Genomic DNA, 14,446 nt, shown 5'->3' with positions numbered 1-14,446 from the left:
ATATTTCAACAATTTTGTAGTGAATTTTGCCATATTATGGCAAATAGGAAGGATTAATATCGTTTTCACATTTCCATTCTCAGTTCGATTTGATAGTTAAATCACAAGGTTAAAACTACCTAACGCAATAAATACTCAATAGAGTTTCTTTAGCTACCATTCTCGCGGCTTTACCATTGAACCTGAATAAAAATTCATTACAATGCAAAAAGTTTAGCTCGTGACTACAGACCTTTAACGAGCTGTCCACTCACCCCTAACCTGCCGTTTAACTATAAGAAAATACATTTATGGAAGAAAATATTTCCCACACGCCATTAAGTCCAGCTTTAATTGCTCTGATAGCAATTGCCACAGGTCTGGTTGTCGCCAGCAACTACTATGCACAGCCTCTACTCGACACTATTGCGTTACAATTTAATCTGACCGTCAACGAAGCGGGGTTTATTGTCACCACAGCTCAATTAAGCTATGCCGTTGGCTTGATATTCCTTGTGCCACTAGGTGATATGTTCGAACGACGCAGTTTAATTGTCTCAATGACAATATTAGCCACTGTTGGCTTACTGATTACCGCCATGTCACAGAACATCTGGCAAATGTTACTGGGAACGGCAATGACGGGCTTATTTTCAGTGGTTGCTCAAATACTGGTCCCACTGGCCGCAACACTTGCTCTTCCCCATCAACGAGGAAAAGCTGTCGGTACGATTATGAGCGGTTTACTGCTTGGAATATTACTAGCAAGAACCATCTCAGGAACAATGGCGACTCTTGGCGGCTGGAGAACTGTTTTTTGGGTTGCCAGTGTTTTATTGGTGATTCTTTCTCTGACGCTGTGGCGCTACCTGCCCCGTTATAAACAAGTAACCAATCTCAATTACTTCCAATTACTTGGCTCTATTGTAAACCTTATCACTACAAGCCCGCTTCTAAGAGTACGCGCCATACTGGGTGCGCTAACATTTGCCAATTTCAGCCTGCTATGGACATCAATGGCATTCCTGCTCTCAGCACCTCCTTTTAACTATTCTGAAGGAGTCATCGGCTTATTTGGATTAGTCGGTGCCGCCGGAGCATTGATGGCAACCAAAACCGGGCAACTCGTTGATAAAGGAAAAGGTCCTCTGACCACCAGCATTTCTCTGGTGCTATTACTTCTTTCATGGATACCGATCGGCTTAGTCAAAGAATCACTAATTGGCTTTATAATTGGTGTTTTTCTCCTTGATATTGCGATTCAAGGTGTTCACGTTACAAATCAAAGTACGATATACCGCATCATGCCAGAAGCGAGAAATCGACTCACCGCCGCTTATATGACCAGCTATTTTATTGGTGGAGCCCTTGGCTCTCTGGTTTCAGGCTATGCTTACAAACATTCAGGTTGGTATGGCGTTGCCACCGCTGGCATGGCTATCTGTATAATAAGCCTAATCGTGTGGTTTTTAGGCAAAAAGCACGAACCAAAGACGCTGTAAGAAACAGGTCACGGTAAAAGAACGTTAAAATAAAAACATTTATGAAACATTTGTTAAGGATGATATTTTCTATTTAGTTCCCTTTTGTTAATGTTACATAACATTTATATAACCAGATAGATTTTATGCCTGTTTCTGATACATCACCGCCCTTAATCAGTAAAAAATCTTCTTTTACTGAAGGAATAATAGACAGTTTACCCATTGTTATCGGCTACATTCCCGTAGCTTTTGCTTTTGGCCTCAATGCCGTTAAGCTTGGCTTCAACCCAATAGAAGCCATTTTCTTTTCATGCATCATCTACGCCGGTGCAAGTCAGTTCGTCATCACAGCTTTACTGAGTGCAGGCACATCACTATGGATTTCTGCTCTAACAATCATGGCAATGGATGTTCGCCATATTCTTTATGGTCCATCTTTAAGGCACCGTATCAAAGATAAGTTAACGGAGAAAAAAACCGTTATCTGGGCTTTCGGCCTGACAGATGAAGTTTTTGCCGCCGCTACTGCAAAACTCATTAAGAACCAACGGAGCTGGAGTGAAAACTGGATGGTTGCTATTGCGCTCTGTTCCTGGCTGGCTTGGGTTGCAGGTACAACTGCTGGGGCATTTCTTGGTAACGGTTATTTGGAATCTTATCCTGCTGTAGAAGCTGCCATGATTTTCATGTTACCAGCACTGTTTCTCAGTTTTCTTCTTGCTTCTTGTCGAAAGCAAAATAGTTATTGTGTTGCAACCGCACTAACCGGAGCACTTTTAGGAATTACATTTTTCTCAATTCCAGTTGCTATTCTGGCAGGTATTGTCGGTGGTTGTATCGCGGCACTGTTACAACCACAAAACAATTGCAATGACTCTTCTGAACAAAAGGAAACACCATGATTGATAGCAAGATTTTGCTCATTGGACTATTTGTTGGGTTAGCTAACTTCTCATTTCGCTATCTGCCACTACGATTTGGGAAAGCACGCCAATCTGCCGGCAGGAAAGGTGGAAAAACAAGCATTATTCTTGACAGTATTGGTATTGCATCCATTTGTTCTTTACTCATCGTATCAGGTGTACCTGATGTGATGAGAGAGAATCAAAAACTACTTCCTACCCTCATAGGTTGTCTGACCATCTGTTTAGTCTTTTACAAAACAAAGCAAATTATACTCGCAACGCTATTTGGTGCGCTACTTTTTGGACTAACATTCAAAATATTTATGAATTAGGTATCAATATCAAAAGAAATATGATGATAACAAATAACTACAATTGCTAAATTTATCTTTTAATATACCATTTGGATGTTTGATAACAAAAGTTATCTTACCAGTTGAAACTAATAAGGTATCTAAATAATGGAAAGTTCGTTTACGCCTACCGAAGAATTACTGAATATTCGTGCAGCACAGCAAGCCAAATTAAATAAAGATATCCCTTATCAAGAGATCCTGTTGACTAGGTTATCAATGCACGTCCAAAGTAAATTGCTTGAAAACCGTAACAATATGCTGAAAGCTCAAGGTATCAATGAAACTTTGTTCATGGCCCTGATGATCCTTGATACTAAAGAAAGCCACAGCATCCAACCATCAGAATTAAGTGCCGCATTAGGTTCTTCCCGTACTAACGCCACGCGTATTGCTGATGAATTAGAAAAGCAGGAGTGGATTGAAAGAAAGGAAAGTCATAACGACCGCCGTTGCCTTCATCTTCATCTGACAGAACAAGGTACAAAATTTTTAAATAATTTGCTTCCACCTCAACATGAGTGCTTGAGAAGACTTTGGTCATGCCTTGACCAGGAGGAACAAAAACAGTTAGAAAAGTTAATGAGAAAATTACTGGTCAGACTTGATACAATGGGCGATTGTATCAAAAAATAGCTTGTTGTTTAATCGATCAATTTTTATCCAAACAATACTTTCCTGGTTCAATTGTTCGAAAAAATTTTCCTGTTAGCCAAAGATGATATTTTCTGCAAAAAGCTAACTATTATTCTTCGATAACATTGGATCCTGTGTCATTCATCTTTCCAGTAGTGATGCTATACCACTACTGGAAAGTGATCTAAAAATAGTATTACTAGAAGATAAACAATAAGCATGGGGATTTACTATGAGTGCAGATGAGGCAATAGAAGTACAAGCGGCACAAGATCCAACCAGTAGCAAAAAAAGGCAACGCAATCGTGCCTTAGTGTTACTAACCCTTATTTTTACCCTGCTCGGTGTTGCCTACTTTTTCTATTGGTTTCTCATTTCACGCCACCATCAAGAAACAGATAACGCCTATGTTACAGGTAATCAAGTTCAGATCATGTCGCAAGTTGCTGGCACTGTAATCACAGTTAACTTTGATAATACTGACTTTGTGAAAAGCGGTAGTATATTGGTACAACTCGATCCCCGTGATGCAGAATTAGCATTAGAAAAAGCAAAAACAACATTAGCTAACAGCGTTCGCCAGACTCATCAACAGATAGTTAACAGCAAACAATATCAGGCTAACATCGCTCTACGCAGATCAGAATTAACTAAAGTTCAAAATGATCTTAGCCGTCGTGAAATACTTAGCGCTCAAAAAGTCATTGGTAAAGAAGAGCTACAACATGCACAGGAAGCTGTCGCCAGCGCCCGAGCTGCTCTAGATATTGCAATTGAACAATACAACGCTAATCAAGCAATTGTCCTGGATACACCTTTAGAGAAGCAACCTGCCATTGAACAAGCTGCAACGGAAGTCCGTAATGCCTGGCTGGCGTTACAACGCACAAAAATAGTCAGCCCAATCGATGGTTATGTCTCACGCCGTAGTGTACAAGTTGGTGCACAAATCAATAAAAATACTCCACTGATGGCGATAATTTCGGCAAACGATATGTGGATTGAAGCCAACTTCAAGGAGACACAAATTTCTGGTATGCGTATTGGTCAACCCGTGGAAATCACCAGCGATTTCTATGGTGGAAACAGAGTATTTAGCGGCAAAGTCACTGGCCTTGATATGGGTACCGGCAGCGCTTTCTCTTTATTACCCGCTCAGAACGCCAGTGGTAATTGGATTAAGGTTGTACAACGTTTACCCGTCCGCATTGAGCTTAATCCTGGGCAACTAGAAAAATACCCATTACGCATCGGCCTCTCGACTAAAGTCAGAGTAGATACTACGAATCCTGATGGACCCGTTCTGTCTGATAGAACACGCACTAAATCAGCTTATCACACCACTGCTCTGACAATAGATATGTCCCCTGCCAATAAAATAGTTAATGACATTACTAATAGTAATGCTGGAAAATAATACCGGAGGCCAAGGTGACGAGACGACAGCCGCTTACAGGTGCCAAACTTGCATGGATGACCATTGCGTTATCCTTGGCAACGTTCATGCAAGTGTTAGATTCTACCATTGCTAACGTAGCGATACCCACGATTTCAGGTAATTTAGGATCATCAAATTCTCAAGGGATCTGGGTAATTACCTCTTTCGGCGTTGCCAATGCGATTTCTATCCCGATTACTGGATGGCTGGCAAAACGCATCGGCGAAGTTAAGTTATTCATCTGGTCAACCGCTCTATTTTCCATAGCTTCTTGGTTATGCGGTATTTCCAACAGTCTTGGTATGCTAATCTTCTTCCGGGTTATTCAAGGATTAGTTGCTGGTCCTCTTATTCCCCTTTCACAAAGTCTACTCCTGAACAATTATCCACCAGCGAAAGGAAATATGGCGCTGGCATTATGGTCAATCACGATTATCATCGCGCCAATTTTCGGCCCTATTTTGGGTGGCTACATCAGTGATAACTACCATTGGGGATGGATTTTCTTTATCAACGTTCCTGTTGGTATAGCGATTATTCTGATTGCTATGCAAACGCTGAAAGGGCGTGAAACCCAAACAGAGATCAAACCTATCGACACAATAGGACTCATATTGTTAGTGGTCGGCGTTGGTTGTTTACAAATTATGCTAGATCAGGGGAAAGAGCTGGACTGGTTTAATTCTACAGAAATTATCGTTTTGACAGTTATCGCAATCATCTCATTAGCATTTCTTGTGGTATGGGAACTGACCGACAATAGCCCAATTATTGACCTATCACTGTTTAAAGAGCGCAATTTTACCATTGGTTGCTTTTGTTTGAGCTTAGCTTATATGCTCTATTTCGGCACAATTGTGTTATTACCTCAGTTATTACAGGAAGTGTTCGGTTATACAGCAACCTGGTCAGGTCTTGCATCAGCACCGGTAGGATTGTTGCCACTAATAATTTCGCCACTGATTGGTAAATTCGGCAATAAAGCAGATATGCGCTACATAGTGACATTCAGTTTTGTTGTTTATGCCATCTGTTATTACTGGCGTGCATATACATTCGAACCAGGCATGGATTTTGCCGCAGTCGCATGGCCTCAGTTTATCCAGGGGTTTGCTATTGCCTGTTTCTTTATGCCACTCACAACCATTACCCTTTCCGGCTTGCCAGCAGAGCGAGTGGCATCTGCATCCAGTTTATCGAATTTTATTCGAACACTGGCGGGTTCAATAGGCACATCACTAACGACAACCATGTGGACCCAACGCGAGTCAATACATCATTCCCATTTTACTGAGCATATCAATCCTTATAGTCCCGATACTCAACGAATCTATCAACAATTATCGGAATTAGGCATGAATAACCAGCAAATTTCTGCTTATCTAGCAAAAGAAATTACCCATCAAGGACTCATAATCTCAGCGAATGAAATTTTTTGGCTTTCAGCCGGAGTATTCCTGATTTTGATTATGCTCGTCTGGCTAGCCAGGCCACCATTTACCCAAGGAAGTAAAGAAGGCATGAGCGGAGCCCACTAAATCTTAAATGGCAAAACCGGGAGCACTCCAGCTCCCGCTTTTCCTAATCAAGCTTTATTCTGTCGCCACCATTCAGCTAACAGAATGCCAGTTGCAACAGAAACGTTCAGACTTTCAACCAAACCCGTACCACCAACGAACAAACTCATATCACCATGTTTCCAAGCACTGTCACTCAAACCATCACGTTCTTGACCAAGTACCAGAACCATTTTTTCCGGTAATTCAGCTTTCGCTAAATCGGTACTACCCTTATGGCTGGATGTCGTTACAATGGTGTAACCCGCTTGACGAAAGTCATTCAGTGTAGTGCTCAAGCTATCAGCATCAATACCTTTAATATGCTCAGCACCACCTTCTGCTGTACGGATAGCCGCACCCGACTCCAGCAAGGCCACATCTTGCAAAATCACCCCTTGTACACCGAAATGTGCACAACTTCGCATAATTGCGCCAAGGTTGTGAGGATTACCCACATCTTCAAGAGCCAAAACACAATCTTTTACTGGAGCATCTTTCAAGTAGGTCTCTGCATCCAAACCGTTGCGTTTCTTAATCAGAAAACAAACACCACCATGATGTTCAGTACCTGACACTTTTGTCAGTTCAGCCTCATCCACAACATGATAGGCTTTACGGTTAGCAGCCATCCATTTTAGCGCATTACGGAAACGTGGTGTCACTGACTCAACGAACCATGCACGAACTATCGCTTCAGAACGATTTTTAAACATCGCCTGGCAAGCATTTTCGCCATAAATCCGAGTTTCTTCCATTCGCTGACGACGGAGCTGTTCAGGATCAATCTGGCTTTTCCCACTGATACCACCATGCACTGACGTTACAGAATCACTCTCAGGGCGTGACACTGTTTTCCAAGGCGATCTTTCACGCTCATTGGCACGCGGAGAACGGGATGTTCGCTCATTGTCCCGACGACGCTGACCTTGATCGCGTCCTTTGCCAGATGGACGTTTATTATTGCGGCTGTCATTATCGCCCTCACTGCGGACATACATCACTTTGACTTTGCCATTTTTACCACTGTATGAATCGTTCATTCGTTTCTCCAACTGCTTTATGGCGCGAAGATTACCTGATGTGCGCATCTTAAGCTACCTCTGACAACTATAATCCATTAAAATGCGCCCTTAATTTTCCTGCTCTCGGCAAGACATGCTGTACTTGCCATGGAAGGTACAGTCAGGCTACCTATTGAAACAGCCCCTACCGAAGATATTCAAACTACAGCTTGGTACTATTTTGCAACAAACTGGCAATTTAATTGCTTCTCAGCAACTGCATCCGATAGCGTAAATCACAGCAACAATTTGCGAAATCCGCTACAGTTATCGACTAACCACAAATAAGGAGCCTCCTGATGAGCCAGCGCGGACTTGAAGCTTTATTACGCCCTAAATCCATTGCTGTAATTGGTGCCTCAGAAAAACCAGAACGAGCGGGTTCAGTTATGATGCGTAACTTGCTTGCAGGAGGCTTTGCTGGACCAATACTACCGATTACACCCAATAGCCGTTCTGTTCAAGGGGTTTTAGCTTACCCTTCAATAGATAAATTACCGATCACACCAGATTTGGCTGTTATTTGTACTCATCACCACCGTAATTTGCAATGTTTAGAACAACTGGGGCAGTTAGGTTGCAAAACGGTGATTATCCTTTCTTCACCAACGTCCCAATTCGCTGAACTAAAGCAGTGCTGCCAGCGCTATAGTATCCGACTACTTGGGCCAAACAGTTTAGGAGTATTAGCCCCCTGGCAAGGGCTGAATGCCAGCTTTTCTCCGGTTCCAATACTCAAAGGGAAATTAGCCTTTATTTCTCAATCGGCGGCAGTCTCAAATACGATTCTTGATTGGGCAAAACACCGGGGAGTCGGATTTTCCTACTTTATAGCGTTAGGTGACAGTGTAGATATCGATATTGATCATCTGCTTGATTTTCTGGCTCGTGACAGTAAAACCAGCGCTATCCTGCTCTATCTAGAGCATATTCATGATGCCCGTCGCTTTCTTTCAGCATCTAGAAGTGCTTCCCGCAATAAACCTATTTTGGTGGTTAAAAGCGGCCGTACTAAGCGGGCACAGAAATTACTTGGTGAACAACAAAATCTGGATGCGGCTTATGATGCAGCAATTCAGCGAGCAGGGTTATTACGCGTGCAAGATACACATGAAATGTTTTCTGCTGTAGAAACGTTAAGCTATATGTCACCTTTACGGGGAGAACGGCTATTTATCGTCAGCAATGGTGCTGCTCCAGCCGCAATGGCACTGGATGCGTTATTCCGCCGTAACGGTAAGCTCGCAATATTAGGTGAAGAGACAACGAAGGCATTAAAAACACAACTACCAGAAACTATCTCCCTACATAACCCGCTAGATTTAAAAGATGACTCCACGGTGGAACGTTATATCGCTGCGTTAAAACCGTTACTAGATAGCCACGACCATGATGCTCTGTTACTTATTCACTCTCCTAGCGCAATTGCTCCCGGTATTCAAACCGCAACCAAAGTCATTGAAACAATCCGTAAACACCCACGGGGAAAATGGCTAACTCTCTTTACCAATTGGTGCGGTGAATATTCTTCACAAGAAGCCCGCCGTCTGTTCAGCGAAGCAGGTATTCCAACTTATCGCACCCCTGAAGGCGCGATTACTGCTTTCATGCACATGGTTGAATATCGCCGCAATCAGAAACAATTAACAGAAACACCCGCACTACCAACAAACATCACAGCTAACACAGCACGTGCCCATCAGTGCATACAACAGGCTCTGGAACAGGGAAATTCTCGTCTGGATACTCATGAAGTTCAACCTATTCTGGAGGCTTATGGTCTCAATACATTGCCAACATGGATTGCTCACAACAGTGATGAAGCAGTCAATATTGCCCAACAGATCGGTTATCCTGTTGCGTTGAAATTACGCTCGCCAGATATCCCGCATAAATCAGAAGTTCAGGGAGTGATGCTCTATTTGCGAAATGCAAATGAGGTCAAGGCTTCTGCTCAAGCGATTATCGAACGTGTCAATCAGAATTTCCCACACGCAAGAATTCAAGGACTATTAGTTCAGAGCATGGCAAACCGTGCTGGTGCACAAGAGCTACGAATTGCGGTCGAACAAGATGAAGTATTTGGCCCACTGATTATGTTAGGTGAAGGAGGTATTGAGTGGTCACAGGAAACACAAGCAGCCGTTGCGCTGCCGCCTCTTAATATGGCGTTAGCGCGATATCTGGTTATTCAGGCGATTAAAAGTAGAAAAATTAAGCTCAGGGGAGCTCCTCAATCATTAGACGTACTGGCACTCAGCCGACTGTTAGTTCAGGTATCTAATTTGTTACTTGATTGCCCGCAAATTGTACGGCTAGATATTCATCCATTACTGGCTTCTGGCGATGAATTCACATTATTAGATGTTTCAATGGAATTATCTTCGATAGACGGTGATCCACGAACTAGATTAGCTATCCGTCCATATCCAAGCGAATTAGAAGAAACTATAAAACTCAAAGGGGGCGCAGAATGCCTGCTACGTCCGATTCTGCCAGAAGATGAACCGTTGCTGAAAGATTTTATCGGCCAGGTTACGAAAGAAGATCTCTATTACCGCTACTTTAGTGAAATCAGCGAATTCACACACGATGATCTGGCAAATATGACTCAGATTGATTACGACCGTGAAATGGCATTTGTTGCCGTACGACATCCTAAAACGACCCCAGAAATTATCGGGGTTACTCGTGCCATAGCTGACCCTGATAATGTCGAAGCAGAATTTGCTGTGCTAGTGCGTTCTGACTTAAAAGGGATCACCCTTGGATATCAACTTATGACAAAACTGATTAACTATACACGAGAACATGGCATAAGCCGCCTCAACGCCATCACCATGCCAGAAAACCGTACTATGATAAAACTGGCTAAAAAACTAGGATTTACCATAGATGTTCAATTTGAGGATAGCATTGTAAACTTATCCCTCGAACTCTGAATCAACTACGTGATGAACCGCACAGACTTGAATCATTAGGCATTAGATCGTTAAATCATGCTCACAATTAGCCAGACTAATGGTATTATCGCCAGATCATTTGATTCATTGCTTTACATATAGCCATCCAACATAAGAGAAAAAGCGCACTGTGATGTTGTCTAAATTCAAACAAGCTAAACATCAACAACACCTTGCACAACTGCCTAAGCTACCTCAGTCAGTTGCTGATGTTAAAACACTTTATCAACCTGAAGTGTTCCGCAGCACCCTGCTGGAAAAAATTGCTAACGCTGAAAAACATATTTATATCATCTCCCTCTATCTGGAAAATGATGATGCAGGGAAAGATATCCTTAATGCACTTTATACAGCTAAACAACAACGCCCGGACTTGGACATTAAAGTGCTCGTTGACTGGCATCGAGCACAACGTGGACGAATTGGGGCGGCTGCAATGGTAACGAATGCCGATTGGTATTGTTCTATGGCAGAAGCTTATCCTGATGTGAAAATTCCAGTACTAGGTGTACCTGTAAATACCCGCGAAGCACTAGGTGTTTTACATTTAAAAGGTTTTATCTTTGACGATACTGTGGTTTATAGCGGAGCAAGCATTAATGATGTTTATCTCCACCAACATGATAAATATCGTTATGATCGCTACCACTTGCTTCACAATGCAAAACTTGCAGAAGCAATGAAACACTTTGTTGATAATTACATTATCGCTACAGGAGCCGTACAGAAACTGGATTGTAAAAACCGTCCTCGTATTCCTGAAATTAAAAATTTGATCCGTCAATTACGTTTTTCTCTGCGGCACACTACCTATAAAATAAATAATCAGGCAACGAATGACGAACTATCTGTCACTCCCCTTGCCGGTCTGGGAAAGAAGAATCTACTAAATAAAACCATTAGTCATCTGATCGCCAGCACAGAACAAAAGCTGATTATTTGCACTCCGTATTTTAATCTTCCAGCCATCATTGTCCGACGGATTGTTCATCTACTTCGTAAAGGTAAACATGTGGAAATTATTGTTGGCGATAAAACTGCCAACGATTTTTATATTCCACCGGAAGAACCATTTAAAATTATCGGTGCATTGCCCTATTTATATGAAATTAATCTGCGCCGTTTCATCAGTAGACTACAGCGTTATGTTGACAACAATCAACTGACTATCAGGTTATGGAAAGATGGTGATAATAGCTACCACCTAAAAGGTGTGTGGGTGGACAATCAATGGCAATTGATTACAGGAAATAATCTTAATCCTCGTGCCTGGGGACTCGATTTAGAAAATGCCATTCTTATCCACGATCCTCATAAAGAAATGCAGGAGCAACGTACAAAAGAACTACACTGTATCCGTACTTATACTACGGTTGTCAGTGATTATCAGGAATTGGACAGCATCCAGCTTTACCCAGTCAAAGTACGTAAACTTATCCGCCGCTTACGTCGCATCCGGGTAGACAAATTGATTAGTCGTATTCTGTAATTGAATCGATAAAGCAAATTATCTTTTCTAAATCAAATCTCCTGATATTGAATAATCGCGGGAGATTTTTACCATCGAACTTTAATTTGATAAATCTCAACTTTGTTTAAATAATAATAATATTCAAAAGTACGTAAATCTAGATTTAGAGATTAAAAAAATATAAAACAACCAATTCTGTTAATACTCTATTTTCAACAAAAAATTAATCGAATTACAATCCTCAAATATTCTATTTTGAAATGTTATTTCTCTGCTTGGAATATCTTATTAATCATATACCGATTTAAAGTTTAATATATATAATTCCTTTTCCAAACTTCATTCATTTATAGAGCGAGTATGAGTAGGACTAAAATAATGAAACTTGTTTTCGATACTGATATATTCACTAATTCTAACGGGAATAGCCATCAGATAAAATCCCGGAATAGATTAAGTAAATAAGCACCCAAAACCGCCTCATTTTCAGATGCTTTCTCAATTAAAAATAGAGCCAGTATTAATGAACATTCATAAATCATAAATCATAAATCATAAATAACTAATTGGCGACTGGGAAAATGATACGATAATTGTAAAAGATAAAAATGAAGATAAAGTAAGTGGAACGCGTATGAAATACTCAGGTTTATCTAAAATACTGTAAATTTAAGGTTATGATTAAGTAACTAGTCCTATTTAAACATTACGCTTAATTTTCCTATAATAAAAAATCATATTAAAACAGGTAAATATTCAATATAGAAGATTATTTAGCGGATCTGTTTTTCATCGCTGTTCTTTAATATGGCCTGCTGAATATTTAGATAAAAATAAATTGATAAACTGGAAAAATTATTCCACAACGATAATATCGTAATAATATATTATTAACTATATAAAATATCATTGAGAACATAAAATGCACTTTATATCAAATATCACTCTACAATTCATTAATATGTGGAAAAAATCACAAACCGTGGGGCGTAAAGAATGGTTATCCGTATTTTATTTACGATAATTTAGCAACAAAATAATTTACTCATAATATTGAAAAATTATTTAATCGGAGAAAGTCTTACAATCATGAACTTCCTTGGAATGGATCTGAATTAAATAATAAACAACAATTCGATCTGCTTAAAACAGTAAAAAACTAGAAAATTCTTATGAAAAAAGTCAATTTTATTGCTATATTATCCCAGAAAACACGAGGGAATCCAAAAGTAGAATGTTTATTTAATCTTCAAATTATGAAGGAGATTTTATGAAGAACTGTACGATATCGCCTCAGATTATCAATACAATGGAAATAAGTAATGAACCTTGGGGAATAAAAGATAGTTCTTCATGTTTTATTTATGGTAATAAAGCATTAAGTTCTATCAAAAATTTCTCACAATCATTTGATTACAGTGGGCTTTATGATCATGAACTCCCTTGGGGCGGCGCTGAATTTGCAAAGGAATATATTCATCATGATCAAAAAGTAATGAAAAAAGGGCAAAATATATGCTCACTTGAAACACATGTATTTGGTAAAGAGCAAATTCTATTATCTTATTTCTGTGAAAAGATGCCTTTTTATCACGAAGATGGAAGTTGTATAGGCATTATATATCATTGCTGGAAGGCGAAGGACTATTCATTAACCTGTCTGTATCAATATCATAATAAACTTCCCTCATCCATTTTACTCCAACCACCGACAGATCTTTTTACTGAGCGTGAATCGGATATTATTTTCCTTTTCTTACAGAAATACACAATAAATCAAATTGGAATAATATTGAATCTTGATTCTAGTGTAATTGAAAACCATACGGCCAGGATATATCATAAAATAAATATTAACTCCACTCTTCAATTAGAAGAATATTGTCGAGTCAATAATCTTTATCACTATATACCTGAGAAATTTTTATTAACTTAAAGGGCTTCTTTTACGGACGAAGTTAGCCTTATACCCTATTGATTCGCGACGGCAAGGGAGTGAATCCCCGGGAGCATAGATAACTATGTGACCGGGGTGAGCGAGTGCAGCCAACAAAGAGGCAACTTGAAAGATAACGGGTATATAACGCGCGTCACTGATTATGCCTGGGGTAAAATAGAATTTTATTAAAACCTCAAGCATATTCAATATAACAAAAACACCTATTTTATCACCACAAGTAAATTTTAAATTAAAAATAAACCATTTGAAAACACATCGAAATAATATCGATTAATTACAAATTAAATAAATCAATTCATTAAAACAGAAAATAACTCAATTTATTTAACCAAATTATTTTAAATATATATTTTACCATATTAAATCCGTTCATTTTATTTATATTGACTGATAATTAAACCCAACATTAAATATATAAAAACATGGTAGATTCACATAATAAGTGCAACATCGTTAATCTGGAAGTAAACATGTTCGTATTCCCTTAAATAATTCATTCGGTGTTTTCCCACCCCGTGTTTTTCGGGGGCGATTATTTAATCGGTTTACCACAAAATTTATTTCCTGATCAGAGATTTCATTAAAATCGGTTTCCTTTGGAAAGTATTGTCTGATTAACCCATTGATATTCTCATTG

The 14,446-nt window shown here is 39.8% G+C and carries 11 protein-coding genes; 9 read left to right on the top strand and 2 right to left on the bottom strand.

Annotation, left to right across the window (positions count from 1 at the left end; all coding sequences use genetic code 11):
- Window positions 1-290 precede the first annotated feature (290 nt).
- The 6 genes from AACQ83_RS13405 to emrB all read left to right on the top strand — a co-directional run bounded on the left by AACQ83_RS13405 (window position 291) and on the right by emrB (window position 6,333).
- Window positions 291-1,481: an MFS transporter gene (locus AACQ83_RS13405; RefSeq protein WP_112878061.1), complete on the top strand. Its 1,191-nt coding sequence runs from the start codon at window positions 291-293 to the stop codon at window positions 1,479-1,481.
- Window positions 1,482-1,606: 125 nt separating this feature from the next.
- Window positions 1,607-2,365, top strand: a complete 759-nt coding sequence (locus AACQ83_RS13400; protein WP_112878060.1) for an AzlC family ABC transporter permease — start codon at window positions 1,607-1,609, stop codon at window positions 2,363-2,365.
- Window positions 2,362-2,700 carry an L-valine transporter subunit YgaH gene (ygaH, locus tag AACQ83_RS13395; protein WP_112878059.1) on the top strand — a complete coding sequence of 113 codons (339 nt, stop codon included), beginning with the start codon at window positions 2,362-2,364 and terminating at the stop codon, window positions 2,698-2,700. Before AACQ83_RS13400 ends, ygaH begins: the two co-directional genes overlap by 4 nt.
- Before the next feature lie 129 nt (window positions 2,701-2,829).
- Window positions 2,830-3,357 (top strand): transcriptional repressor MprA, encoded by a 528-nt coding sequence (gene mprA, locus AACQ83_RS13390; RefSeq protein WP_112878058.1) that lies wholly within the window; start codon window positions 2,830-2,832, stop codon window positions 3,355-3,357.
- 232 nt (window positions 3,358-3,589) lie between these two features.
- Window positions 3,590-4,774 carry a multidrug efflux MFS transporter periplasmic adaptor subunit EmrA gene (gene emrA / locus AACQ83_RS13385; protein ID WP_112878057.1) on the top strand — a complete coding sequence of 395 codons (1,185 nt, stop codon included), beginning with the start codon at window positions 3,590-3,592 and terminating at the stop codon, window positions 4,772-4,774.
- Window positions 4,775-4,788: 14 nt separating this feature from the next.
- Window positions 4,789-6,333, top strand: coding sequence for a multidrug efflux MFS transporter permease subunit EmrB (gene emrB / locus AACQ83_RS13380; RefSeq protein ID WP_112878056.1), 1,545 nt, complete (start codon window positions 4,789-4,791; stop codon window positions 6,331-6,333).
- A 47-nt stretch (window positions 6,334-6,380) separates the two neighbouring features.
- Here emrB and AACQ83_RS13375 read toward each other — a convergent pair whose 3' ends face one another.
- Window positions 6,381-7,394 carry a tRNA/rRNA methyltransferase gene (locus tag AACQ83_RS13375; RefSeq protein WP_112878108.1) on the bottom strand — a complete coding sequence of 338 codons (1,014 nt, stop codon included), beginning with the start codon at window positions 7,392-7,394 and terminating at the stop codon, window positions 6,381-6,383.
- Between the two features lie 320 nt (window positions 7,395-7,714).
- On the opposite strand from AACQ83_RS13375, the gene AACQ83_RS13370 reads away from it, so the two are divergent.
- The 3 genes from AACQ83_RS13370 (at window position 7,715) to AACQ83_RS13360 (ending at window position 13,785) form a co-directional block, all read left to right on the top strand.
- Window positions 7,715-10,357: a bifunctional acetate--CoA ligase family protein/GNAT family N-acetyltransferase gene (locus AACQ83_RS13370; RefSeq protein WP_112878055.1), complete on the top strand. Its 2,643-nt coding sequence runs from the start codon at window positions 7,715-7,717 to the stop codon at window positions 10,355-10,357.
- 154 nt (window positions 10,358-10,511) lie between these two features.
- Window positions 10,512-11,867, top strand: a complete 1,356-nt coding sequence (gene pssA, locus AACQ83_RS13365) for a CDP-diacylglycerol--serine O-phosphatidyltransferase (protein ID WP_167405287.1) — start codon at window positions 10,512-10,514, stop codon at window positions 11,865-11,867.
- A 1,252-nt stretch (window positions 11,868-13,119) separates the two neighbouring features.
- Complete coding sequence (locus AACQ83_RS13360; RefSeq protein WP_112878053.1) at window positions 13,120-13,785, top strand: PAS domain-containing protein; 666 nt, start codon at window positions 13,120-13,122, stop codon at window positions 13,783-13,785.
- 477 nt (window positions 13,786-14,262) lie between these two features.
- Here AACQ83_RS13360 and AACQ83_RS13355 read toward each other — a convergent pair.
- A partial coding sequence (locus AACQ83_RS13355; RefSeq protein WP_370446037.1) for a transposase occupies window positions 14,263-14,446 on the bottom strand: 184 nt, incomplete at its 5' end.

It is taken from the genome of Photorhabdus sp. S10-54, from assembly GCF_963878145.1.
Taxonomy (GTDB): domain Bacteria; phylum Pseudomonadota; class Gammaproteobacteria; order Enterobacterales; family Enterobacteriaceae; genus Photorhabdus; species Photorhabdus kayaii.
The sequence above is the reverse complement of the archived record's forward strand: the minus strand, read 5'-3'. Positions and strand labels throughout refer to the sequence as shown.